This window comes from Pontiella agarivorans (genome assembly GCF_034531395.1).
Lineage (GTDB): Bacteria > Verrucomicrobiota > Kiritimatiellia > Kiritimatiellales > Pontiellaceae > Pontiella > Pontiella agarivorans.
This window is the reverse complement of sequence record NZ_JARVCO010000010.1, coordinates 249,897-276,035: the sequence shown is the minus strand read 5'-3', so window position 1 is coordinate 276,035 and position 26,139 is coordinate 249,897. Positions and strand designations below refer to the sequence as shown.

Here is a 26,139-nt window from a genome sequence, read left to right as displayed (position 1 = left end):
GATTTTCCTTTAGCAATGGCCGTGTTATTTTCGACCTTGTGGCGGAGGCTCATTGGTCAGCACCCAGAACAGTCCCAGATCCTGCACGGCTTTGGTAAATGCCTCAAAGAGCACCGGTTTGACTACATAGGCGTTTGCATGCTGTTCATAGCTCTGCGCAAGATCCTGCTCTTCTCCCGAAGAGGTCAGAACAACAACCGGTATGGTGCAGAGCTCAGGATCATTTTTAATCCGGCGCAGGACCTCATGGCCATCCACTTTCGGCATTTTCAGATCGAGAAAAACCACCACCGGGTGTCCCGCCGGCCGATCGGCAAACGCTCCCCTCCGGTAAAGATAGTCCAGCGCCTCCACCCCGTCCCGCGCAATGGCAACTTCGTTGGCCAGGTTGTGCTCCTCCAGCGACGAAATCGCAAGTTCCACATCCCGGATATCATCCTCCACCAACAGTATTTTCTTCATGTTCATCAACGATCCCCGTTTACATTCCCCAGGGTAAAATAAAATACAGCCCCCTGGTCAAGCGCCCCTTCCGCCCAGACCTTGCCACTATGCCGGTGAATCACCCTTCTCACCGTAGCCAGTCCAATGCCTGTTCCCTCAAATTCATCCTCCCGATGCAGTCGCTGAAATACGCCGAACAGTTTATGAGCATATTCCGGCTCAAAACCGGCTCCGTTGTCCCGGATATAAAACACTGTCTGACGCTGCCCCTCAGCTTCCCCCTTATCCGTAATCCCGATTTCAATGACAGCCTCTTCTTTCCGGGCCGTAAATTTAACCGCATTCCCAATCAGATTAATCCAGACCTGCAGCAGCAACCGAGGATCAGCCGTCACCGATGGCAACGACAAGAGATTCCATACTATACATCGCTCTTTCGTTAAAGGTTTAAGTTCTTTTAAGGCGTCTTGTACCACTTCATTCATATCGACATCCTGCAAATGCATATCCGACCGACTCATCCGGGACAGCGCCAGCAAATCATCGATCAGCATCCCCATCCGCCTGACCGACTGTTCGATTGTGGCCAGATAATGCAACGAGCGGGAATCCAGATGCTCTTTTTCCTTGTTAACCAGTAATTCCACAAATCCGGCGATATGACGAAGCGGTGCACGCAAATCGTGCGACACCGAATATGAAAACGCCTCCAGTTCACGGTTAGTGGACAGCATCGCTTCTTCGGCCAGCTCTAATGCACAGTTCTTCTGTTGAAGATCTTCGAGCACATTCAGCATACCCCGATTCAATTCCTCCGCTTCATCGGTACGGACCTTCAGTTCGGCGGTCCGCTCCTCCACCCGGATTTCAAGAATTTCATTGGCTTTCCGCAGTTTTTCTTCCTGCTCTTTACGTTCCGTAATATCGGTTATAAACGCATAGTAAAATTTCAAGGTTCCGTCCGGATTAAACGTTACATGCGCAAAAAGCTCGATCGGAATACGTGTTCCGCTTTTATGAATATACTCTTTTTCGTAACGGATCGGCTTACCGGTTTTCTCCAGTTGATCCAGCTGTTCTCGCTCCTGTGCCTGCCATTCTTCCGGAGTAAGCAAGGTCGACCAGTCAACCCCTTGCAATTCCTCCTCTGTATACCCCGTTAACATGCAAAAGGCGGGATTGCAGCGGCCCAGCCGCCCGCCGGGATAACCAATCGCCAAAGGCTGGTTGGAAGCCATGACCAGCTCCGACAGCTGCCGAGCCTGCTCTTCACTTTTTCGCAGGGCCCGTTCCGTCAGTTTCTGTTCCGTAATATCCATCATGCAACCGCGCATTCGCATGGCGCGTCCCGCAGCATTCCGCTCTGTAGTTTCACCGGTGATCAACAGCCAGTGCACGCTTTGGTCCGGCCAAAGCATTCGGCAGTCAAAACGGAAGTTCCCGCGACCGCCGGGAACGGAGGATTGGTCAATGATCCCGTTGGCGAACTCACGGTCATCCGGGTGCAGCGCGTTTATAAAATCAGCTTTTGTCAACACATGCTGTCCCCCCCGGCCATAGAGCACTTCATGATCCTGTAAATGATCCATCCGGTCCCTGACCGGATCATATTCCCAAACCACCACCCCGGCCGTTTCCGTGCTGAGCCTAAGCCACTCCTCATTTTTCTGAAGCTCCCGGAGCGTCTTACGGCGGCTGTGCAGGAACAGCAGAGTGGCGCATAGAATCAGAGATAATGCGATGAGCCCGCTCCAGACCATATACAGCAGCCAGGCATGACGCTCAAAGAGACTGTCCGGACGGTACAGAATGCGGGCACCTGCAGGCAGATGACGCTCCGGAATACCCCAGCGTTTGAGCTGATGCCAATTAAACTGATATTCCCCGTAATTCTCCACATGTTTGAGCGGCTGCAGAGACTCCCCGTTTGCCAACCGGCTCAGCATCTGTCCGGCCCGGCGGCCCTCCATCCGGGATGAAACCACATAGCCGCCCAGAATTCCCTGCTCAACAAAGGTATCGGAAATACCGAAAACCGGAACCGGCGAACACTCCACTAAGTCGCGTACGACATCGCTCGATATATGGATGGCCCCGCTTGGATCGAGGGTCATCTTGAGAAAGAGGATCGCGTAATCACGGGAAAGAGCCACCGCACGTTTATTCAGCTCATTCGGAGTGAGGCCCTCCCAGTATTCGACCTCAAGACCATCATAGCGCTCCCCGAGCTCTGCCCGGGCACGCTGCATAAAAAAACGATCCGTTTCATGGTCTCCGGAAATCACAACCAGTTTTCGAATATCCGGACAAAGGCGCGCAACCAGACGTGCGGTTCGATCGGGCGAAAGAGTGACCGTTCTAAGATAAACATTCGGCGGAATTTCTTCGGCATCCGGAAGCCATGCGGTATCGCAAGTCGGCACAACCAGTGGAATATTTTTCTCACCCACAAGATGCAGCGGGGGACTGCTGAGCGGATTGCGATATACCATGAAGTTGATCTCCTCGTCCCCACTGTTCAGAGACCACTGATTTTCAGATCCCCCCTGCGGCCCCATCCCCGAAACTTGGTGATCCATATCCCTGATCATCATACTGACAGGGTGCCCAGACAGCCGTTCGAACTCAGAACGACACTCCGCGAACATCGTCAGATTCCAGGGCGGCAGCTCCACTCTGTTGCTCAAAAATAAAACGCGGTATGCATCCGGCTCCGGTTTTGCTGCAGCGTTCTGATTCTGAGCCGGCAGATTCAGGGCCAGCAGCTGTATCATCAGAGCAATCATTCCGATCAGGCGAAACCTCCGATCAGGCACTGTGTCGCTGCGTAGAGGCCTGTAAATACTCCGTCGGAATTTCATGCTGTTTCCCCATCCGGGTTATCGACGCGATGTTCCAATAGCAAATCCGCGGCCGCGAACCGGATTTGTACATGAAAAGTGGCCCCGGTCTTTTTGTTCGCCTCCCCTTGGAGTCGATCAGCAGACAGTGCTCGTAAATCCGAAATGGACATCGTCAGCAATTCTTCACGCAGACAGGCATACGTCTCACGGGCGCGGTTGCTCTCCCGGAAACCCCGTTCAAATTCAACAGTACCGGTTGACCGCTTAATCAGCATGGAGATCCTCCCGATTTCCCTTCCGCATCAGCCACGCTGTCCTGCAGCGTTCTGATTTCCTTTTTCAGTTCGGCCATACGGTTTTCCCGCCCGGCCATCAGGCTCACCGCACGGCGCAACTCTTCGGTTCGCTCCTGAACCCGCTGCTCCAACTGCTCCTGATACTGTTTCAGCTCTTTTTCCACCTTTCTCAGGTCCGTGATATCATGTCCGATACTGATTACCTGTCCGTCCGGAAGGGTGAAATTGGCCCAGAGCATATACAACGTTTTCCCATCGCGAGTGACGGGACTCCATTCACGGAAACGGCCATCCGGACCGCGGGTTAAAGTTCGCAACACTTCATTGCGGACCTCCGGATCAGGATAAAACAGGGTCAGCGCATCGTCGTGTGCATTCACCTCTTCCTGGCTCCACCCGAACGTTTCCTCGCAGGCCTTATTCCATAGCACCAACTCGGCATTTTCATTAAAACTGTCAATCAGGACCGGCGCATTTTCATAAATCGTCCTGAACCGTTCTTCACTGTTGGCCAGTTCCTCTTTCATTTTTGAGCGGACTGTTATATCGCGGCCTACACCCAGCGTGCCAACAAGCCGGCCATCATCGTCATACAGAGGAGTCCTGATGACCTCCAGCAATTCTTCGTGCCCGTCGGAAGCAAAGGTCATGAACTCTTCATTGATTGTAGCGACTCCCTTCTCTTCGGCTTTCCGATCATAACGTCGTAACGCTTCGGCCTGTTCCACACCCACGAAATCACTATCGGTTTGTCCCGTAATCTGCTCACTGCTGCAGCCATAGAGTTCTTCAAAACGCGGGTTGCATAAAAGATAGACCCCGTTTTCATCCTTGAGCCACATCAGGTCCGGTACCGCGCAAAAGACATCATTCAGCAATTTCCGGCTTTGATTGAGCTCAGTAATATTGGAGTGCTCTTCGGTAATATCCACGCCAAACGACTGATAGGACTGCAGCCGACCCTCCTCATCGTACAGCGCCCGATTGGTCCAGCGGTGCCAAGCCTGGCCTCCTCCGGGCAGGGGTACCGGATGCTCATGCGTCAACAGCGGCTGTTCTGCGGTCAGTGATCGAATGCCAGCCAGCACCTTTTCCCGGTACCCCTCCGAAACCAATCTGACAAAAGGCGCTCCGACGAGTTCTTCAGCCTCTTTACGGAAATATTCGCAATAGGCCCTGTTCACAAACAGAATGGTTCCATCCGGTGAAAAGTTGCAGAGAAAAACGGGGGAATCTTCCACCAGCGATCGGTATCTCAATTCCCGTTCCTGAAGCAGTTGTTCCCGGACCGTCCGATCGGTCACATCCTGAACCGTACCTATGGATTTCAATACCGTTCCATCGGCTCTAAGCACATGTTCGCAGCGCTCATGAAGATATCTGATTTCCCCGGTATCCGGACGAATGATCCGGTGAACCACTTCATAGGGACTGCCGGATTCCAGCGACGCCCTGAAAGCCTCAATGACCATTTCCTGATCATCCGGGTGGACCACGGCCATGGAGGATTCCACAGTGGGCTCATATTTTCCGGGAATCAGGCCGAACAGTTCATATACGCTGTCGGACCAGATCAGACGGGCCTCACCTCCGGAAAGCTCCCAACTGCCGAGGTGCGCAATGGCCTGAGCACTTTTCAATCGTGCCGCCGTATCCTCCAGCTTTTTCTGCTGGGCGGTGTTTTTTCCTGTTTCTATTTTCAGCAGAATCCACAGCAGCAGCGTAGTGAGTCCGATAAACAGCCAGCCCTTGATCAGTGAAAAAATGTGCAACTGCTCTTCGGAGGAAGCAACCGCCACGGCAATCATATCTGAACTCGAAATCCAGAGAATCCCGAACAGCAGGTAAAGCAGACTGACAAACCAAGCCGTCGAAAACCGGTCCGACCGATATTTGGGGAACCGGCGAATTCTATCATGTTTGCGCATCAGCACCTCCGCTCAACCGTTATCTGCCACTGTAAATGGTATATAGTTCATCCTGACCTAATTGTTTTCGCAGTGAATTAATCTCCTTCTTCAATTCGACCATACGCAGTTCTCGACCGGTGGAGGCGCGGTTAAACCGTTCCAGCGACCGGGTGTAATCCTCCAGAACCGAACGGGCTTTCTTCTGCTCTGTCAGATCCCGGGCATAGGCATAGGTTTTCGGACCGATAAGAACATACCCCCACTCCACAATTCTGCGTCCTCCATCTTTACAGACAATTTCAGTTTCCAGCGGTTCCACAGGTCGGTCCGTCTCCTTTGCAGCCTCAATGCGGCGCTGCCACTCGGCCACCTGACGACTGCGGTAATCTTCATTCGGAAAGAGACGGCGATAGACTTCATCGGCACACGGTACGTCCTCCATCGTATAGCCGGTAATACCGGTGAAAGCCGGATTCAGGTATTCGCAGATCCTCTCATCACCGCTAATCAGATAGATGGCCAGCGGAAGGGTATCAGCCAGCAGGCGAAACTCCTTTTCGCGCCGGCGCAGGGCCTCCAGCGCAACATGCTGTTCGGTTATATCCATGTGCGCCACCACAATGCGTGAATCATCCGTCGCCGGAAAGGCCGAAACGTGAACCGCAAACCATCGCTCTCCACCGTCCAACCGGCAGGAATATTCCATGGAAAATGTCGTTTTACTGTTGGACAGCACCGCCCGTAAACCCCGGACAAAATGATCGACCTCCCGGGCTTCCTCATCACCCACCCTTTCTTTGAAAGCGAAATAGGAGCTGCCGACCGCATAACTTTCCGGGGGAGTCCCGTTTTTCTCGGCAAAATCTTTCCACATCCGGTTCACCGCAAGGAATCGCCCCTCATGATCCAAAATCGCGATGTTTGCTGTAAGCGCATCCAGGGCGGCTTGTGCCAACTGCTCCGCTCTTTTGCGGTCGGTAACATCTTTCGCTGCGGCAAAAACCAATCCGTCTTCTGCCGTAGCGACCGAAGACCACTCTATCGTCCGGTATTCACCGTTACGGTGCCGATAACGATTTTCAAAATGGTCAACGCTTTCACCCGCCGCCAACCGCTCCATTTCGTGCAAGGTTGCATCCCGGTCTTCAGGGTGAACCAAATCGAGAAACACACTGCCTTCCAGCTCTTCACTCGTTCGACCAAGCACCATTTCCCAACCGGTATTAATCCGCTGAATTATACCGTCGAAACCGGCAATCAGATGCAAATTGGTCGACTGCTCAAAAAAGCTGTTCAGTGCCTGCTCATTGCGCACTTGATCGGTCACATCCTGATTACAGCCGATTATGCGCTGCGGCTTCCCTTTGGCCATTTGGACCACCTTGCCATATACTGCAATGTGTCGAACCTGACCATCCGGTCGGTTGATTCGGAAAGACGTTTTAAATGGATCGCTTGAATTCCACCGCTTGATGAGTTCGCCGGAAGTTTTTTCCACATCGTCCGGATGTATGTAGTTCAAACTCGAGGAATAGGTGCCTCCAAAATCTCCCCGCGCCACACCGAAAATCTCATACATACGATCATCCCAGATCAGCCGGTCTTTTTCTAAATCAAGCTCCCACACCCCGATTCCGCCAACCGACAGCGCAAGATCAAGACGCGCCCTGCTGATCCGCAGCCGGCGATTCAGGTAGAACGCCAGCAACCCGGAAACAGAAAGCAACACGATAATCACACACAGCACTGCTACCGTTACGCGGTGCGACCGAGCATATTCGCCGAAAGAAACATCCGCGATAGATTTAAACGGCCCCGCCGCGCGGGCTTGCAGATACCCCGGAACAGATATCCATCCGTCAGAAACCCTGCTTTCTTCGATATCGACCAGCCGGCCAACAGCTTTTCCACACATTCTATCCGCTTTAACCTGAAGCGGATAACCAATGCATAACCCCAGAAAAAAAATCACCCGGAAAAGGTGTACGGATGTTCGGGAGGACTTCAGATTTTCACGGATTTGACATTCGCTCACTCTCCTCCCGGGAGAGGTCGAATCGACCGAACATCTGCATCTCAACTGTAATTCCATTATGCTCCTGCCCTGCGGCAACCAGTACTCTTTTGAGATTTTATTTCATTTAACAGAAAAGAATTAAACAGATCAATTTTTCAACAAAAAATTCTAACCCTGTAATTTTCTACGGATCTTCAACGACGGCTTTCTGTCATGCGGCCCGATCCGTCTGTGATCAGACCAATGCTTCACGAAGCTGAGACAGCAAAGGAGCTATCAACCGTTCAATGTCCTGAATTTCTGCTTCAGCAACCCGCTCTTCACCATCTGACAAGGCCCGTTCTGCGGCACGGGATGTCTCCTGAAGCCGGATGGCTCCGATCGTTCCGGCCGCTCCTTTCAATGAATGAACGAGTCGTGTTGCCGTAACGATATCATCAACCGCACAGGCCTCACGCACGCGCTCGACGACATCGCTGTTGTTGGTCAGGAATGCAGACAGAATGGCAGCATAAAGTTCACGGTTTCCGGCGGCCAGATAGAGCCCCTCGGTAAAATCCAGTCCCTCGATCCGGGACAGCGGTTCATCGACGGCCCCGCTTTCCGTGCTACAGGATTTTCCATTCAACTGCTGATTCATCATAACGCCCACATCCGTCATCCTGCCTGGCACTGCACAACCGGATTAGCCGTATCATTCTGTGACATTGAGTCGACCTGCGGCTGCGCCTTGGCTTTCACCGGACTCTCTTCAAGTTCACTGAACTCCTTGAAATTCTCAAGCACAATACTGATTTCTCTGACCTCCTGTACCATCACATTAATTTTACGCATTTCGTTCAGCGAAGACGCCTCTTCACTGAGATCGAACAGATGGGTTTTGAGTGAACGCGTCAGACGCGACATTTTCTGCCAAATCCTGAACATGCGGCGAAGCACTGCCGGATAGGTTTCGGCTTTCAGTTCATATTCTCTCTTGCGTTCCAACTCCTCTCGCAGTTTCGATTCAGCAGCCAACCGGTCTTTGATGATGGAAAGCCGGTGATTCATCTCATACAGCATCGCATTCAGGTTGTTTTCAATATACAGCAGGTCGTCGCTGTGCATGGTCTGCTCAAGAATAAATTTCTCCGGAAGCACGCCGGTAACCGCTGATCGGATATGCGACCGGATTTTAACAATATTCCGCGGAAACTTGCTCAAAATACGATACCCGCAGAACGCAATCACGATAGTGCATCCCACGGCAATGATTTCCGCATAAAACGGCAGGCCATGCCCAACCCGGCCCGACCGCACCGCACCGATGTAAAAAAATGCCAGCGGAGGCACAACTGCCATGAGCACCGTAGCCAGTTTTGCCTGCTGGAGCGCATCGAGCTGACGGAGTGATGTGACCATTGATTTAACTCTCATGTTCTATCCCTTTCATTACCGCTAAAACCGTTTAAATTCGGATTCATCAAATTCGGTTGTATTTTCCAGTCGGCCCTTCCCGACTGGGCAACCGAATTGTCATAGATCGCCTCGCACCGCTTTTTCAGCAGCAGTCGCGGACTTATCCCTGCCGCATTTTCCACATCAAGGTCCGCCCCGTACTGAATCAGCAGATCGGCCAGTTCGCGGTTTTCATGCAGCAAGGCTTCGTGCAACACCGTATTCCCCCGCTGATCCGCCGAACTGATGTCGGCCCCGCTCTCGAGCAACAACTTGACCAAAACGGCGTTGCCGCTATAAACCGCACAGTTAAGCGGGGTCTGTTTCCGCGTATTGGCCAGATTCACATCCACCCCTTCGCGTAGCAAAAGCTCGACGACTTCAGTTGAGCCGCAGAGGACAGCCAGATGCAACGGTGACCAACCCTGCAGAGACAGTTTTGCAGGATCTATTCCGGACTGCAGCAGCAACTGGACGGCCGCAGTATGATTGTTGCGGGCTGCCGCATGCAACGGAGTATCGCCGGCAGCATCTTCAGCTTCAGGATCGGCCCCATGGCACAACAGGAGATCAAACACGTCCAGTCCCGAACTCACCGCCAGAAACAGCGGGGTCTGAGCATGCTCTCCTGCACGATTCGGCGATGCACCATGATCGAGCAACAGTGCGCAGCTGCGTTCACAGCGCTCTCGCACGGCCAATAAAAGCGGGGTGTTGCCCTCATGATCCACCCCATTCGGCGCAGCCCCGGCTTCCAGCAGGAGCTCCACCAGATCCGGTTCCCCGACGGCATACATCAGCGCGGACCTTCCGGAACGGTCGGCTGTATTTATATCGGGTCTGCGAACTAAGATAAAGTCCACCATTTCAGGGCGACCGCTGCGAACGGCCTGAATCAGCAACGTTGATCCCCGGCTGTTTTTTTGACTCAGCTGTTCCGGATACCGGCTCAATACATGCCGGAGCTCTTCCACAGTTCCATGTTCAACACAGTCAAATGCGGACGGTTTGCGCATAGTATGGATGAATCCTGCCAAGGTGGAAACCACCGCCAGAACGGCCACAAGATACAGACATTCATTCACGCTGAGAAAAAACCACGTTTCGCCCTGCGGTTTATTGCCGGCGCTGCTTCCGCCATCCAGCATGGTCATCGCGCGGCCATGCCGCCAATGGATCCGGCTGATTCCCAGCCAGCGATACGCAAAGAAATATGCACCGAGCAGACCGGCGCACAGGAATCCCGACAGCCCGCCCACCACAATCATGCCCGCTCTCCAACCACTGTTGGCTTCACCGGCATCTGCGCCAGCGCTGAAATGGATATATGCCGCAACACTGCCGGCCAGCAACACCACACAACCGATAAACCCGGCAATTATTCCCTTTTTTAAACATTCCGGATGCACTTTGTTCTCCTTTAACCTGTGAATCTTTTAAGGAATAAAAGAGTTTTCCACCACGCCGGATTGATGAACCGCCTTTTTTGGTGGATGAGCGACAGTCCGGAGGGGATCAACTTAAGTCAATTAACCTTTTTCAGTTCTTGGTTAGTCGTGCTATCACTTCATACCGTGAAATGTTTACTGATAGAGGATGAGGCGGTTGCGCTGGTTCAGCTCAAAGGGCTCCTGCAGGAAATCGGAAACATCGAAATCGTCGGTGAAGCCGCAGATGTGGAGGATGGCGTGCAGCTGATCCGCGACCACCCGGAGGCCGACCTGCTCATTCTCGATGTGGAGCTCCCCGGCGGTACCTGCTTCGATATCATCAGCCGTTTTAATCAGCTCCCGAAACTTCTATTTGTCACCGGACACGAAAAATATGCCCTGAGCGCCTTCGAAGTAAACGCCCTGGACTATCTCCAGAAACCCATATCAATCGACCGGCTGCGTCAGGCCCTTGACCGGCTGGACACTCCTGCGGCAGACGATGGAGAAAAACTGCCGGTCCTGAAAGAAGATGATCTGGTGGTGATCTGCCGCAACAAATACCGCTATTTTATCCGCGTCTCAGAAATCTGCGCCATTCTAAGCGATGAAAACTACACCCACATCATTTGCTCCCTGGAGAAACGGTTTGTCATGAAAAAAACCATGACCGCCTGGGAACAGCAGTTACCCGGAAACCTCTTTTACCGCATCAGCCGCCAGAAGCTCATCAATATTTCCGCTCTCGACCGGCTGGAGATCAAGGAGCGCAAAGCGCTCCTCTGGCTCAGAGGAATCCCCGATCCGCTTCCCGTCAATAACAGCGCGGTTAAAAATCTGCAGAAACTGGTTCAACCCATCTGATACAATTCCGGTGAGGTTCTCCCGTGTTTTGACTTTTCAGCCACCCCTTTTTCGAGGATTATACGGCCTTTTGCATATTAAAGGAATTTAACCATGGCGATCACAGCAACACATTTCGGAACCACTCGCGATGGACTTGACGTTACCGCATTCACACTCGAATGCGGCTCTGTTAAAGCCAGAATCATGAACTACGGTGCCACCGTTCTCTCCATTGAATGTCCGGACCGCGACGGAAATGTGGCGGATGTGGTATGCGGATTCGATACACTGAGTGAATACCAGAGTGATATAAACCCATACTTCGGGGCCTGCTGCGGCCGCTATGCAAACCGCATTGCACAGGGTCAATTTACACTGGACGGAAAAGACTATACGCTCGCGGTAAACAACGCACCGAATGCCCTGCACGGCGGCCTCGTTGGATTCGATAAAAAAGTCTGGGACGCCGAAATCATCGGTGATGCTGTAAAGATGACGCTGGTCAGCCCGGATGGCGATGAAGGATATCCGGGAACGCTGACGGTTTCGGTAACCTACACCCTGAGTGCAGAGGGCGAATTTCGACTGGACTACGAGGCAACCACCGACCGAAAAACCGTTCTGAACCTCACCAACCACAGCTATTTCAACCTCGGCGGACATAACAGCGGTTCCGTGCACGATCAACTCATCTGCATTCATGCCGACCGATATACGGAAGTGGACGAACATTCCACCCCTACCGGAAACCTCCTTCCAGTGGAAGGAACAGAAATGGACCTCACAAAACCGACTCCCATCGGCAAACGGATTGCCGAGGTGCAGGGCCGAGGCTACGACCATAATTATTGCATCAATCAGGCCGAATCCGGAGCCCTGACATTGGCCGCCGTGGCTTCCGATCCACAGAGCGGACGCAGGATGGAATGCTGGACCACCGAACCCGGCGTACAGTTTTATGCCGCAAATTATGTTGAGAACGTCACCGGAAAAGGCGGTGCGGTCTACAACATTCAGGAAAGCTTCTGTCTCGAAACCCAGCACTGGCCCGACAGCCCGAACCAGCCGGAATTCCCCACCACCGAACTGGCCCCCGGAGAGGTCTATACCCAAACCTCCATCTACAAATTCGGCCTCGAATAAGATATGATTTTTCGGAATCTGCAGAGTGAAAAGCCGGTTATCTCGCCGGCTTTTTCTGTTTTCCGGCAGGAAGAATGGAAACGGATTCCCCCGGAAATCCGAAGCATCACATTCTGCCTTGTTTCCAACCCTTGGAAGTTTCAGACTGCAAGGTCATGAAGATCGGATTTTCCACATTTGTTTTAGCCGGAGGCAGGTCGGGTATTGCAACATACATTCGCGAACTGATTCGCTTTCTCCAGCTGGCGGATACCGAAAACCGGTATGAGCTGCTGATGACAAAAAACGATGCGGATCTGATCCCGATCTCCAACCCCCATTTCAGCAAGCGGCTCTTTCCCTCATATACAGAACAGGCCCTGCTCAGCATCGTTTGGCACAATACGGCACTTCCAGCCCTTGGAAAATATGATGTGGTGCATATTCCGACGGCTCGCCGCATTCCCCTGCTGAAAAAATCCAAAGTGGTTGCCACCGTGCACGATCTGGCGGCTTTTGCCATCGACGGAAAATATGATCCCGCACGCATGCTGTTTAACCGCAAACTGATTCCGGCCATGATCCGTAATGCGGACCATGTGATCACCGTAAGCGAATCTTCCCGCAATGATCTCATTAGATACACCCGATATCCCGAAGAGCAGATATCGGTCATCTATCCGGGCATCAATCGCGATATGTTCCAGCCCGTTGAACAGCAGGAGGCCCGCGAACGTCTGGAACTGCTCCATGGACTTGAAAAACCGTTTATCATCTATGTTTCACGATTGGAACACCCGGGCAAAAATCATATCCGGCTGATCAAAGCTTTCGAGCGCTTCAAGCTGGAAAATGACAGTGCGCATCAGCTGATTCTGGCGGGGGCCGACTGGAGCGGTGCGGAACAGATCAAACAGCGGGCCGCTGAGAGCCCGGTGAAAGATGATATCCTGTTTCCGGGATATGTATCGGTTAAATCGCTGGCCCTGCTCTATTCCGCCTGCGACCTTATGGTTTTCCCGTCGCTCTTTGAAGGCTTCGGTTTACCGATCATCGAAGCACTTGCCTGCGGCGCTCCGGTGATCTGTTCAAATACATCCTCGATGAAGGAAATTGCCAAAGACCGCATTCCGACGTTCGACCCGATGAGCTCGGAATCGATTTTCCAAGCCTTGGAAAGTGCGCTTGCCAAAGGCCCGGCGGAGCAGGAGCGGGCAGAGGGAATGGCGTATGCGGCGACCTTTGACTGGCGAACGACGGCGGAACGTGTTATGTCGATTTACGGGTCGGTCTGCTAAGGTTGTGGTTTAACGTATGAAAGTGCTCACAAAGGTCCTGATCTGGACAGTCATTATAGCATCGCTGGTTACGGCAGCTGCTCTGCTATATGGGGAACTTCCACATGCACCGGCTCAGGTTGAGCTGACGAGGAAGGAGTTCCTGTGGCTGAAAAAAAACGGGAACCATATCCGCTATGCCCCGCTGCCGGGCTCTCCGCCACTCGATTATATTGATGCGAATGGCGAGCACCAGGGGCTGACCTCAGACTATATCCGTGAAATTGAGCGAAGAATCGGTGTGGATTTCATCGAGGTCCAGTGCGGCAGCTGGAAAGAGATTCTCAAGAAGCTCGAAAATCATGAAATTGATATGGTCGGCTCGGTACAGAATACGCGTGAACGGAAGGAATTTCTGTGCTTCACGGAACCCTACCAGCGGGTCGGAAATATCATTCTCACACGCAAAGCCCGGAAAGGCCGTTTTTCGCTCGATACCCTGCAGAATATGAGTGTTGCCGTGGTCGATGGATCGGCCACACTCGATTACATCCGGGAAAAACATCCGGAATATAACCTGATTCCGGTGCCCGATGCCTCCACCGGATTCCGTATGGTTTCTTTTAACGGGACCGATGCCATGGTGACCGATATCGGCGTCGCCTCGTATACCATGGAGCAGCTCGGAATATCGAACCTGAGAGTGGCCGGAAATATCGACTATCCCTGGGAACTCTGCATCGCCTCACGTAAAGACTGGCCACACCTCAATACCATCCTAAACAAAGCACTCGCCACGATCGATAGAACAGAGCGGGAAACCATCAAAAAGCGCTGGATCACGCTTGATGACAACCTATATATTCCGCACGATTTTTACCTAAGAATTATCGGCATTGCTTTGCTGGTCACGCTGTTGACCATTGGCTCCATTATCTTCTGGAATCGAACACTGCGCAAAGAAGTCAGCCGGCATTCGACGGAACTCGGTCAGGTGCGCCAACGCCAGGAACTGACCTCCCGGGCACTGGGCGAAAGCGAGGAACGGTTCCGGATGCTGGTGGAATCGTCCAACGACATGATCTGGGAAATGGACCTCTACGGGGCCTACCTGTATGTGAGTCCGAAAGTTCAGGACATCCTCGGCTATACCCCCGAAGAACTCCAGGGCCGCAACTCGCTGTCGCTGATGATTCAGATGGACTCCGCCCGGAACATGGAAGCCCTGCGTACCTGCACCGCGAATTCGGTTATCGATTGCGAGATAAATACCTATATTCACAAAAAGGGGCATCGCGTAATACTGGAATCCAGCGGCCGCGCTTTTGCCAATGCCAACGGCCACCTGGCCGGATTCCGCGGCGTTTCTCGCGATATTACCGAACGGATCGAAAGCGAGAATGCGCTTCGCCAAAGTGAGGAACGATTCAGAAACCTGGTGGAAACGACTTCAGACTGGATCTGGGAAGTGGATGTCGAAGGGCGCTACCGGTATGCCAGTCCTCAGGCCGCAGAACTGCTCGGCTATACCGCCGAAGAACTGATCGGACAGCATTTCACCGCCCTGATGCCGCCGACGGAAGGCCTTGAAACCACCGCGCAGTTTGAGAGCGCACTGGCGCAAGGCTCGCCAGTCCATTCATTGCTGACCACCAATCGCCACAAAAGCGGGCGTACGGTGGTATTGGAGACCAGTGCGGTGCCGTTTTATGACCACAACTGGAATATTCTCGGCTACCGCGGAATCAGTCGCAACATCACCGATCGCGTGACCACCGAAAAACAGCTTAAATTCGAGCGCAACCTGTTCCGTTCCTTTATGCAGCATGCCCCGGATCTCATCTATTTCAAAGACGCCGAAGGCCGTTTCATTGAAGTGAATGCCGCAAAAGCGAAAGAACTTCATCTTGCCCCGGAAGATCTCATCGGCCGAACCGATTTTGATTATCTGCCGGAGGAGCAGGCCCGTATCCGTTTCGAGGACGAACAGGAAGTGATGCGCACCCGGCAGCCGATCAAAAAAGAAGAGCTCGCCTCAACAGCAGAGGGTGATCGATGGTATCTGACCACGAAAGTTCCCCGCTATGACGAAGAGGGCCATGTGATCGGCACCTTTGGGACCTCCTGGGATATCACCTACCGTAAATTGGCGGAAGAACAGCTGCGGCAGTTACGGGCCCTGCTGAGTAATACCATCGATTCGATGCCGTCCATTCTGGTGGGCGTTGATGCCATCGGCCGGGTTATGCAATGGAACCGGCAGGCCGAAGAACGGACCGGTTTGCTGCCAATCGATACCCTCGGAGCACCACTGCGCAAGGTCTATCCGGAACTGGGCCGGGAGATGTCTAAAGTTGAGCGGGCAATTCGCGAACGAAAAACCCAGAAAGAAGAGCGTATTCCGGTTCAGCACGGCGGCCGTATGCGCTATCACGACATTACTGTTTATCCCCTGCTCGAAGGCCGGGAAGAGGGCGCTGTAATCCGGATTGATGATGTGACCGACCGCGTAATGATCGAAGACAGCATCCGCAATATTGTGGAAGGCGTTTCCACAGTGGGCCGGAGTTTCTTCAGTTCAATGGTGGATCAACTGGCAAAGACGCTCGGAGCCGACTTGACCTACATCAGTGAATTCATCGACGACAGCCGGGAAACCATGCGTACCATTGCAGTTTCCGTGAGAGGAGAATCGGGAGAAAATTTTGATTATGAACTGCAGAACACCCCATGCGAAGCGGTGCTTCAGGGGGAAAACCGTGTTCATTTTGCAGAAGCCCCCGATCTGTTCCCCAAGATTAAACTCCTGCAGGACATGGGAGTGCATAGTTTCATCGGCATCCCGCTGGTTGATTCAGAAAAGCAGGCGCTGGGGATCATGGTGGCTCTTTACCGCAAACCGGTTGAACAGGCCGATTTTGCCGCCTCGATTCTTCAGGTTTTTGCAGGCCGTACGGCAGCGGAACTTGAGCGGCTCCAGGCCACCAAAGAGTTGGTCGCCCTGCGCAATCTGCTTGAAAATATCATTAACTCCATGCCATCGATCATCATCGGCCTCGATTCAGAAGGCCATGTTATGCAATGGAATGACCAGGCCGAAAAACTGACCGGAACCGATGCGCAGCTGGCCCATGGCCAACCGATCCTTCAGGTTTTTCCAGATCTTGGAAACGACATGAATGCCATCTTCAAAGCCATGCATCAGCAGGATATTCAGCGGCATGAACATGTGCACTGCACCATCAACGCCGAACCGCGCATCATCGATGTGACGGTTTATCCTATTACTTCCGACGGTTCCGAAGGAGCTGTAATCCGGATTGATGATGTGACCGACCGCGTACGGATCGAGGAAATGATGGTGCAGTCAGAAAAAATGATGTCCGTCGGCGGTCTCGCAGCAGGCATGGCCCACGAAATCAACAACCCGCTGGCCGGTATTCTGCAGAACCTTCAGGTCATGAAAAACCGTGTTTCAGATGCAACCGAACGCAATACGGAAGCCGCCGAAAAAGCCGGTACTTCGTTTGAAGCGATCCATGCCTATATGAAAGAACGAGACATTCTGCAGATGATGGATACGGTGTCCGAAGCCGGACGGCGGGCCGCCAAAATCGTGGACAATATGCTCAGTTTCAGCCGGAAAGATGATGCCCATTTTCTGCCGAACGATCTGGCGGGCATTATTGAACGAAGCATTGAACTGGCCTCCAACGACTACAACCTCAAAAAACGTTTTGATTTCCGCCACATCAAAATTGTTCGGGAATTTGAAAATATTCCCGAAATCGCATGTGAAGGCAGTCAGATTCAGCAGGTGCTCCTGAACCTTCTGGGAAACAGCGCGCAGGCCATGGCCGGGAATGATCGGCAGAAGGATCCGCAGATCACCATTCGACTGAAGCTTGAAGATAAGATGGTGCTCATCGAAGTGGAGGACAACGGCCCCGGCATCGATGCCGAAACGCGCAAGCGCGTATTTGAACCGTTTTTCACCACCAAGGATGTTGGCCATGGAACCGGACTCGGCCTTTCCGTCTCCTATTTCATCATCACTGAAAACCACAACGGCACGATGAACCTCTCTTCCTCACCGGGCATGGGTGCACGCTTCAGCATACGGATTCCGCATGAGCACCGCGTGGAACGGTGGGGCCTGAGGCTTTAACCGCCTTTCCGCACTGCAAAGGCGTCTTTCTGTTTTCCGCTACCGAAATCCCTATATCCCGTTCACATTCGGCTTGGGTTCAGACAACTGAACATTATAAGATTCCTTTTTGACCCAAGGATAAACTATGTCGGACTACTCTTCTATTCGTGTTCTGGTTATTGATGATGAGCCAGCTATCTGCTCGAGCCTTACGGCTTTTCTCGAGGATTACGGCTTCCGCGCAGCTGCGGCAGAAAGCGCGGAGGAGGCACTGGAACTGATGAAAAGCAATGTTTATGATGTCTGCATTGTTGATATGCGCCTGCCTGGCATGAGCGGCGAAGACCTTATTATTGCGGCCCGCGAACGCTATCCGGCGCAGCGCCACATCATTTATACCGGCTCTATTTCCTATAATCTTTCAGACCAACTCACTGAACTGGGCATGCGCCCCGAACATGTCTTTCTGAAACCGGTCCGCGTACTTTCGCTGCTCGTCAAATGCATTAAGGAACTGGCGGCCGAAAAACTGAACACATGAGCCCGGAACCCCCCAACAAAGTACTCATTATCGAAGATGAGCGACCGGTCCGCGAAAGTTTCCGCCATTTTCTGGAAGATCTCAACTACCGGGTGGCTGAAGCCGAAGACGGCATAAACGGGCTTGAACTGTTCAACAGCTTTCAGCCCGATGCGGTCATACTCGATCTGCGTATGCCCCGAATGAACGGGCTAAAGGTTTTGCAGCACCTTTCCCAGCAGTCCCCCGCCACCCCGATCATTGTGGCATCAGGAACCGGGGATATTACCGAAACCGTGGAAGCGCTCCACCTTGGTGCCTGGGACTATGTTCTCAAGCCGATTGCCGACCTTTCGATTCTCGAACACGCGCTTAAACAGGTGCTCGACCGCTCCCGGGCACTAACCCGCAAACAGGAATATCAGGAAAAACTGGAACAGGAAGTTGAGCGCAGAACCAAGGAACTCACCGATAAAATTGAGGAAATGTCGCGCTTCAATAAAATGGCCATGGGCCGCGAGCGGCGCATCATTGAGCTCAAGCGCATGATCAACAATCTACTCGCCGAACTGGGACGCGAACCGAAATTCCGCTCACCGGACTTGATTGAAGAAGAACAAGGCCTGATTGAGTAAACGCCATGCCGCCTTCCGTTGCCATCATCATGCGGGCCAAAAACGAAATGCCGTATGTCGAACAAGCGCTGGAAATGCTGCAGCAACAGACCCTCCGCACATTTGATCTTTTTGCCGTCGACTCCGGCTCAACCGACGGCAGCTTCCAGGCATTGGAAAAATCGCAGTGCAGCCTGCAGCAGATTCCACCGGAAGAATATGTGCCCGGCCGCGTACTGAACCGTGCCATTGAAAAAACCGGCCATGACCTCATTGTTCTGCTCAATGCCGACGCCGTTCCGCAACATAAGGACTGGCTGGAAAAACTGATTGCTCCGATCCTTGGAAACGAGGCCGAGGTCACGTTCAGCAAACAGGTGGCCCGGCCGGACGCAAAATTTATTGTCCGCTACGACTACGACCGGGCCTACAGAAAAGAAAACCTCAACCCCGGTTTCTTTTCAGCTGTAGCCTGCGCATTTACCCGAAGTTTATGGGAATCGCACCCGTTTCCGGAACCCGGCTATGCCGAAGATGCGCGCTGGGCGGCGGCATTAATTCAACAAGGAATCCGCATCCGCCTTCAGGAAGATTCCGTCGTCGAGCATTCCCACAACTATTCCCTGACCGGGTTGTATCAGAAACGCTATCGGCAGGCTCTGGTATCCTGCCAATTTCCAAACGCAGGAAAACAAGCGCTGCGGTGTCTGCAGGAAATAATACGGGATCTCGCCTATACAGTCTTCCGGTTCCGGCCGTTAACCATACCCTATAATCTCATCTATCGACTCACCATTCACCGGGCAGACTATCGCGGGCAGAAAGACGCTCACGAGAGTTAAAGGTATTCACCAGCGCGATAGGTCGGGAAATAAGATGAGTGCACCTGCTTCGCTTTCTGGGCCATCATTTCATACATTTCGGGATTAATGATCCGGCCGCAGAAATAAACCTGCTGCAGATCCGAAGACCACCCTTTTTTATAATAGCTCAAGCCGTCATGACCACCCGAGTTCAACCCGATTCCGCCGCCCAGATCCAGCCTTCTGGCCTTATCTGAAAAATAGCTGAAGGAAAACTGGTCGAGGGCGTAAAACGCGTTGAGTTCATAGCCGATCGGGCTGACCGCACCCAGATGGCAGTGAACCACATCATCCTGCTGATAAAACAGCTGCGCACCGATGATCTTGTCCTCGTGAAATGCCTGATGAACAACAATTTCAGGCATCGAAAGCTGTTTTTCAAAGGCCGTATGGGAAAAACCGCGAATACCCTGAATGGAATACCGACGGCGCAGCGTTTTATACAGCCCCTCCCAGATATCAACAAATTCAGCAGGATTCTCGCACACCTGCACACTCAAAGAACGATAGGCTTTCCGGGCCTCACGCCGATGGTGCCGGCTTCCGATTTCAGCAATCTCCCGGGTGACATCCACGGTAAAATGCTTTTTGTAGGGATTAACCACATCAAACGTCTGCTCAAGCAGCTCCGGGGTGAAATCACCAAACGGATCGGCAACCAGCCCTATACTTATAATCGTGTCTGGAAGCTCCTCAAAGTCCTTCTGGAGCAGCGACCAGTCAGAACAGAAAAAAAGTGGATAGAGCCCTATGGCATCAAAATAGCCGGCACATCCCGGAACCGGTTTCTTCAGCAGATATCCATTACTGTGTTTCAGGTGGATGACTTCGCCAAATTCCGAGAGCGAATCCGCATACGCCCGTGATGCATATCCCGTTTTGTCCCTATCGATTATCATCGTATCCGTTCAGTGCTCCCGTTTGGATGCAATCAAAGCATTTTAAGTACCACCCTGAATCCGCCCAGCAAATAAACAAAAAAAATATACCTATTTCTTTCTCATTTTTTTAATAAAAAACTTTGCCTTTCTCGCGGCATGAAAAAGGAAGAGCGCTCCCAATTTCCAGCCCGTACGATAAACAACGACCTCTCGGGTATGTTCCTGACGATACGCCCAGGGATCCACATAGGAGGCAAATCCGGCCAGATAATCCCCCTCGGCATATGCATGCCCGGTAAAATGGCGAATAAACCAGCAGGAGTTCACCATGCCCGGGGAGTGCACCGCATAATCAGGCGCATAGGTACCATGACAGAAATAAACCTGATTCAGATACGTGTAGGCCATTTCCACCGAAACCAGCACCTCGCCGTCATAAAGCGTGGAAAACCAGACGCGTCCCTTTTCAGCCAGTCTGGGCAGCAGATCGGCATAAAACTCGCGGTGATATGCCACCATCTCCCCCTCTTTCCAGCTGATCTTCTCCACTTCAATATAATTTTCCAAACAGCGAATGATGTCCTTGGAATCATTGGTAATCTCGTGCCGGAGATGTTCAATCCTGCGTTCCAGCCGACCGCATTTTTTCCGCAGCTTCCGATGGTGGCTCCAGAAGTCCTCCCATGAAACGGATAGATCGACAATCGGTGAATCAGGCCCCTTCTTCACGCGGGGCAAAGCGGAGGACAGAGAAAAAAGGTCTTTCACATGTTCCGGGAAAAACGATCCGGCAACCAGTTCTTCAAGGTCGATTATATCCCACGCCTTGAATTCACTCTTCATAAAATCGGCAAAAGCCATCCAGCAGTCCGCTTCATGATCCTTATGGATAACCGGACAGGGTTTATCCACTTCAGTCGTCTGAGGAGGCAGCGCGTGCATAACCACACGCAGGCTGACGCCGTGCTCTTTACGCGGCCGGATACAGAGCGGGAAAACAGCCAGAAGCCGTCCGTCATTTTTTTCCGCCCGCATCAGGAGATAAAAAATCTGTTCGCCCCGATTCAAATGCCGGATGGAGGTCTGAACATAGTCAAACGAGGCAAAAATAGTCGGCCGAACACTCTCTTCAAGCAACTGGTCCCAAGCCTGTTCCAGCCCGGCTACCGATGCATCGTGGTTACGCTTTTCCACATAGATCCGTTTACTCAAACCCCTCTCCCCAGTAAATCTTCAAGGTCAATCACCCGATCGGCATGATCCATCACTGATGGCCGGTGCGATATAAAAATGATCGTCAGGTTATTGATCCCCTTAAGGCGGTTCAGAATCCGGCTTTCAGTGGCCAGATCAAACGCATCGGTACTTTCGTCCAGAAGCAAAAGGGCCGGCCGGCGGTAAAGCGCCCTGGCAATACCGACCTTCAGCACCTGTCCACTGCTGAAACGGAGCCCTTCATCGCCATAAACCGTTTCATATTTCTCCGGCAGCCCGGTAAACAGATCATGCAGTTCCACCAGCTGGCAGACTTCCTGAACCAGTTCACGGTTGATTTTCTCAGGCTCAAGACCCAACGCAATATTTTCATATAAACTGGCCTGAATAATATTCACATCGGCGGGGACGAGACCGATTCGCTTCTTCCATTCCCTGCTGCCGTAGGCATTCACCTCCAGTCCGTCCGCACAGATCCGCCCGCCGGAAGGACGGAAAAGTCCGGCCACAAGATGCATAACCGTGGATTTTCCACAGCCGGTCTGGCCTTTTATGCAGGTAAACTGCCCGACGCCGAATTCCAGATTCATACCGTCGAGCAGAAGCGGTCCGCTTGGAGTATAGGAAAAACGAATATTATCCAGTGCGATGGTTTCCTTCGGCCAGCGGGCGGCATCCCAGCACTCGGCCTCGGGTTCGGACAGCTGCAGAGAACCGGCCACATTTTCCAGAATGGCCGTATCGTACCAGATATCCTTCACCTTTCGGAAAATACTGTTCACCGTTGGAATCAGCCGATATGCGGCAACGGCATACATTCCAATTATGGTAACCGGCTGCCCGCCGTCGCCCGCAAATACTGCAAAATAGAGTGCCACCGACATGATAACCGCAAAAGCCATCACTTCCAGTGCCTGCTGAGGCAGTTGACTGATCATCGAGCTGCGTACTGTATTTTTCGCCATTTCACCGGCAGTCACGGAAAAACGGTTCACAAAATAGGAATCCAGACTGTTCATCTTGATTTCCTTATTCAGCTTAAGCGCTTCCAGCACATGACTGTAGAGCGAAGCCTGCAGCGAAGCATAGCGTTTACCCAGACGATCAAGCTGCCCGGTAGTGACCAGATTGATTAAAAAGTGCACAAAAACAAGAATCGCCGCCACCACCAGTGTGACCTTCCAGTCAATCCAGAGCAACAGGACAACGATACAGAGAGAGACAATGATATCCGATATAAGATCGAGCGTTGCAAACAGGGTGCCGATCACGACCCGACTGACATCGGTCAGCACCTCCTTGGCCCGTTCAGCACTCTGTTTCTTTTCAAACTCGAGCACGTCAATATTCAGATAATTACCGAGCAGCCGCGCCGACAGATCCTTGGTTTTGTCCGCGCTGAACCAAACCCCCTGCCAGGTTTCAACCGCCGAAATGGAATTGCTCAGAATCAGCATTCCCAAAGAGATAAATCCGAACGAAACCACCACACCCGCATAACTGGCGATGCCGGTCAGCTCTTTAAAATACAGAACGTATTTGTTGGTCTCCAGAATCGCCGGATCGGAGATCAGGCCGATGAACGGCAGAATTGATGCAATGCCTGCAGCATTCACCACACCGTTCATCAGGGAAAGGGTGAATATCAGGAAAAGTTTGCGCCGGTCAATCGCATCAAGAAGATCGAATATAATCCGAAGCTTACCCAGCAGCTGGAATCGTTCCACCGAAGCGGTATGTGTTTTTTTGGTCATATAAAAAGGCAACAAAGCATAAACCCTGCCGCCCTTATTACAAAAATCAGTTTACTCGTCGGTCCAGCTCTGCAGCTCGGTGACGATCGGAGTCAGATTCGTATACTGTTCTTCCACCCAGTAATTTTCACTTCGGACCAGATAGCCATTAGGCTGAATCCACTCAATATATCTGCGCTCCGGATAATCCGATAGCCATGGCTGATCCTCGCCGATACTTTCGATCTGTATGCAGCCGGTATAGTTGGTGGTGCCGATCGTGACGGTAACGTTCGTGGCAACAATCTCAGACTGAATCGTAGTATGAGGCGTTGAAGCCGCATACGACCATGTGGTTCCCACAGTTCCGTTGGACCAGAGAAGATCCTCCTGCATCGGACCGCGATCGTACTCGGAATCGAGTACATATACTCCGTTTTCATCCACACGAAGATATGAAGAACTCCTGGCCTGAGCTCCGACCGGAATGACATTCGGCGCAGAATACCAATCCTCGGTCCAGATTGTACGGTAGTTATTGGTCTGATGAGGCATATAGGTGTCCCCCATAACATGGACATCCCTTCTCCAGAAATCAGTTCCGGGATCCTGATTCGTGACGTGATAGTGGTAGATCCTGCCGACCGGAACATGAATGAGCGCATTGTTGGTCTGGCACGTCAGACGGAAAAACATTGGAATTTCTGCTTCAATCATGCCGTTTGAACTCAGCATATCACGGTGCTGATACCAGCTGTCCTTCCAGTCACCCGGTCCGTCCAGCGCGCCCTTCCACTCAATGGTGTACACAGAGTTTGACGGTACCGTGGCCGTTAAGGTTCCATTACGATCCAGCGAATCAATCACAACCGTCTGGGCCTGAACCGCTGTGGCCGCCAATACGGTTGCGAGTGTGAAGAACTTTAAATTCATCCAGCAACTCCTTCTTTTCCTTGTTATTTATCAAATGATTTAACTAGCATGCAACCATGCGCGAAGATGCTAACCATAAAAATACAGCTCAAGGCAAATGTAATAGTCCAGTTTGCTCTCCCGACTCTGTCACTGCAAAACAGAAAAAAAACCAGCGAAACGCATATAAATATCCACTCAATTTATTTGCGCAGCTCATCACAAACAAAAGCCAGATCCCCATTCTGGTGGAACTGGAAAAAGCCTGCTTTCCCATGCTCATGCAGGAGGAGCAAAGTGACTTTGAAGAATTCCTTGATGATGAATTCGGTTCGGGCATGATTCTCTACGATGACCGCACCCCAATCGGCTACATCACCGGCCGGCATATCTGCGAAGAAAACTCCGCCCGGGCACTGAAAGAAAATGAATTTATCCGGGAACATCAGGACGAAATCTTCTACATCTCCAGCCTGGCCATTCTGAAAGAACACCGGTCAATAAAAACCCTCGAATTCCTCTTACACGAAACCAACACCCTGTTGAAAAGTATCGGGTACAACTACTTTGTCGCGTATGTCAGAAAACGGCATGGACTGTCACGCCTGCTGGCTCACCGCACATCCTGCGAAATCCTGCACACCACCGAAAACTGGGAAGAAACCGGCGAGCCTTTCGACTACTGTCTGGTCAATCTCAACAGCCTCCCCTCACTCCCTCTGGCTGCTGACTATTTCTTTCATTATCTGAGAATGATCCGCCGAAAACTCAAACGAATCTGAATGGGAAAACCGTTATGCCCGGACCTGACTGCCCGGCTCAGACGGCACCCAGTTCCCGACATCGAGGCGTTCATCCACCGTCCACTTTCCCAGTTTCTTCGGCTCCGTCACTACCGTTTTCAACTGAGTCAGATATTCCTTGCGCGAAATATTTTCATAACCGAGCCGGCGGTAATGCTCCCAGAACCATTGAATATCGTTCATCACAAAACCCCAGAGCTGGAGATGACAGTTCAGAACGGCCACCGCCACCTTGCTGGCATTCGGTTCATGATGAAAAGCCGACTCGGAAAGAAACATCTTTCCCATATCCATCCCGAACAGGCCGCCGACAAGATCACCGGCTTCGTTCCATACTTCGACGGAATGATTCTGCCCCTTTTCATGCAGCTCAAGCGCCACCGCCACCCGTTCAGGAATAATCCAGGTCCACTCGTCGCGGTCTCCGCCTTTGCCGCATTCATGCACGACCCGTTCAAACGCCGTATCAAACGTAACCGTATATTTTCCCGATTTGATCAGCGGACGCAGCCCCTTTTTCAGCTTCATCTTTTCAAGATAAAGCACCATGCGCGGATCACACGAATACCACTCAATGGGGTGCTTATCGTATAGCGGATAAATGCCTTTGGAATAGGCATACAGCAGGCTGTCCGCCGTCATCTCTCCGCCATACGCCAGCAGGCCGCAGAACGGCTCGCGATACGACATCCAAATCGGCGGAAACTTTCCTTTTGGCGGCGGACGGAAAATTTTGCTCTGATAAAAAACCTGGGCCTCGACGGCCTGTTCATAGAACTTCTTCAGCCGTGGATGTTTATCCAGCCGCTTATAGAGTTTCTGCATA

At 52.2% G+C, this 26,139-nt stretch carries 21 protein-coding genes; 8 read left to right on the top strand and 13 right to left on the bottom strand.

The window, feature by feature from the left end; translation table 11 throughout:
* Positions 1–24: 24 nt before the first annotated feature.
* The 8 genes from P9H32_RS08760 to P9H32_RS08725 form a co-directional block, all read right to left on the bottom strand.
* Positions 25–468: a response regulator gene (locus P9H32_RS08760; protein WP_322608520.1), complete on the bottom strand. Its 444-nt coding sequence runs from the start codon at positions 466–468 to the stop codon at positions 25–27.
* Complete coding sequence (locus tag P9H32_RS08755) at positions 468–3,218, bottom strand: PAS domain S-box protein (protein ID WP_322608519.1); 2,751 nt, start codon at positions 3,216–3,218, stop codon at positions 468–470. Before P9H32_RS08755 ends, P9H32_RS08760 begins: the two co-directional genes overlap by 1 nt.
* 83 nt (positions 3,219–3,301) lie before the next feature.
* Entirely contained in the window at positions 3,302–3,562 is a 261-nt protein-coding gene (locus tag P9H32_RS08750) for a hypothetical protein (protein WP_322608518.1), read from the bottom strand.
* On the bottom strand, positions 3,556–5,511 hold the full coding sequence (locus P9H32_RS08745) for a PAS domain-containing protein (RefSeq protein ID WP_322608517.1): 1,956 nt from the start codon (positions 5,509–5,511) through the stop codon (positions 3,556–3,558). Before P9H32_RS08745 ends, P9H32_RS08750 begins: the two co-directional genes overlap by 7 nt.
* Before the next feature lie 19 nt (positions 5,512–5,530).
* Positions 5,531–7,408, bottom strand: a complete 1,878-nt coding sequence (locus P9H32_RS08740) for a PAS domain-containing protein (protein WP_322608516.1) — start codon at positions 7,406–7,408, stop codon at positions 5,531–5,533.
* Between the two features lie 337 nt (positions 7,409–7,745).
* Positions 7,746–8,153: an Hpt domain-containing protein gene (locus P9H32_RS08735; RefSeq protein ID WP_322608515.1), complete on the bottom strand. Its 408-nt coding sequence runs from the start codon at positions 8,151–8,153 to the stop codon at positions 7,746–7,748.
* Positions 8,154–8,167: 14 nt separating this feature from the next.
* Positions 8,168–8,926 (bottom strand): hypothetical protein, encoded by a 759-nt coding sequence (locus P9H32_RS08730; RefSeq protein ID WP_322608514.1) that lies wholly within the window; start codon positions 8,924–8,926, stop codon positions 8,168–8,170.
* A complete protein-coding gene (locus tag P9H32_RS08725; RefSeq protein ID WP_322608513.1) occupies positions 8,923–10,356 on the bottom strand; it encodes an ankyrin repeat domain-containing protein in 1,434 nt (477 codons plus the stop codon). Before P9H32_RS08725 ends, P9H32_RS08730 begins: the two co-directional genes overlap by 4 nt.
* A gap of 165 nt (positions 10,357–10,521) precedes the next feature.
* Between P9H32_RS08725 and P9H32_RS08720 the strand changes: the two genes are divergently transcribed.
* The 7 genes from P9H32_RS08720 to P9H32_RS08690 all read left to right on the top strand — a co-directional run bounded on the left by P9H32_RS08720 (position 10,522) and on the right by P9H32_RS08690 (position 19,748).
* Positions 10,522–11,241 (top strand): LytR/AlgR family response regulator transcription factor, encoded by a 720-nt coding sequence (locus P9H32_RS08720; protein WP_322608512.1) that lies wholly within the window; start codon positions 10,522–10,524, stop codon positions 11,239–11,241.
* Positions 11,242–11,334: 93 nt separating this feature from the next.
* Positions 11,335–12,366, top strand: coding sequence for an aldose epimerase family protein (locus P9H32_RS08715; RefSeq protein ID WP_322608511.1), 1,032 nt, complete (start codon positions 11,335–11,337; stop codon positions 12,364–12,366).
* Positions 12,367–12,440: 74 nt separating this feature from the next.
* A complete protein-coding gene (locus P9H32_RS08710; protein WP_322608510.1) occupies positions 12,441–13,643 on the top strand; it encodes a glycosyltransferase family 4 protein in 1,203 nt (400 codons plus the stop codon).
* Positions 13,644–13,659: 16 nt separating this feature from the next.
* Positions 13,660–17,790 carry a PAS domain S-box protein gene (locus P9H32_RS08705; RefSeq protein WP_322608509.1) on the top strand — a complete coding sequence of 1,377 codons (4,131 nt, stop codon included), beginning with the start codon at positions 13,660–13,662 and terminating at the stop codon, positions 17,788–17,790.
* Positions 17,791–17,917: 127 nt separating this feature from the next.
* Positions 17,918–18,313, top strand: coding sequence for a response regulator (locus tag P9H32_RS08700; RefSeq protein ID WP_322608508.1), 396 nt, complete (start codon positions 17,918–17,920; stop codon positions 18,311–18,313).
* The gene (locus tag P9H32_RS08695) at positions 18,310–18,927 is read left to right on the top strand and encodes a response regulator (RefSeq protein WP_322608507.1); all 618 of its coding nucleotides are present in this window, start codon (positions 18,310–18,312) and stop codon (positions 18,925–18,927) included. The genes P9H32_RS08700 and P9H32_RS08695 overlap by 4 nt, the downstream gene beginning before the upstream one ends.
* 5 nt (positions 18,928–18,932) lie before the next feature.
* Entirely contained in the window at positions 18,933–19,748 is an 816-nt protein-coding gene (locus tag P9H32_RS08690) for a glycosyltransferase family 2 protein (protein WP_322608506.1), read from the top strand.
* Here P9H32_RS08690 and P9H32_RS08685 read toward each other — a convergent pair.
* The 4 genes from P9H32_RS08685 to P9H32_RS08670 form a co-directional block, all read right to left on the bottom strand.
* Positions 19,745–20,668 carry a GNAT family N-acetyltransferase gene (locus tag P9H32_RS08685; RefSeq protein ID WP_322608505.1) on the bottom strand — a complete coding sequence of 308 codons (924 nt, stop codon included), beginning with the start codon at positions 20,666–20,668 and terminating at the stop codon, positions 19,745–19,747. The two genes, P9H32_RS08690 and P9H32_RS08685, sit on opposite strands and share 4 nt — an antisense overlap.
* A 90-nt stretch (positions 20,669–20,758) precedes the next feature.
* Positions 20,759–21,862: a GNAT family N-acetyltransferase gene (locus P9H32_RS08680; protein ID WP_322608504.1), complete on the bottom strand. Its 1,104-nt coding sequence runs from the start codon at positions 21,860–21,862 to the stop codon at positions 20,759–20,761.
* A complete protein-coding gene (locus P9H32_RS08675) occupies positions 21,859–23,619 on the bottom strand; it encodes an ABC transporter ATP-binding protein (RefSeq protein ID WP_322608503.1) in 1,761 nt (586 codons plus the stop codon). Before P9H32_RS08675 ends, P9H32_RS08680 begins: the two co-directional genes overlap by 4 nt.
* A gap of 51 nt (positions 23,620–23,670) precedes the next feature.
* Positions 23,671–24,531: a hypothetical protein gene (locus P9H32_RS08670; protein ID WP_322608502.1), complete on the bottom strand. Its 861-nt coding sequence runs from the start codon at positions 24,529–24,531 to the stop codon at positions 23,671–23,673.
* A 254-nt stretch (positions 24,532–24,785) separates the two neighbouring features.
* Here P9H32_RS08670 and P9H32_RS08665 point away from each other — a divergent pair, with 254 nt between their 5' ends.
* Positions 24,786–25,292, top strand: coding sequence for a hypothetical protein (locus P9H32_RS08665; protein WP_322608501.1), 507 nt, complete (start codon positions 24,786–24,788; stop codon positions 25,290–25,292).
* Positions 25,293–25,304: 12 nt separating this feature from the next.
* Here the strand turns inward: P9H32_RS08665 and P9H32_RS08660 are convergent, their stop codons facing one another.
* Positions 25,305–26,138: a leucyl/phenylalanyl-tRNA--protein transferase gene (locus tag P9H32_RS08660; protein ID WP_322608500.1), complete on the bottom strand. Its 834-nt coding sequence runs from the start codon at positions 26,136–26,138 to the stop codon at positions 25,305–25,307.
* Position 26,139: the final 1 nt, after the last annotated feature.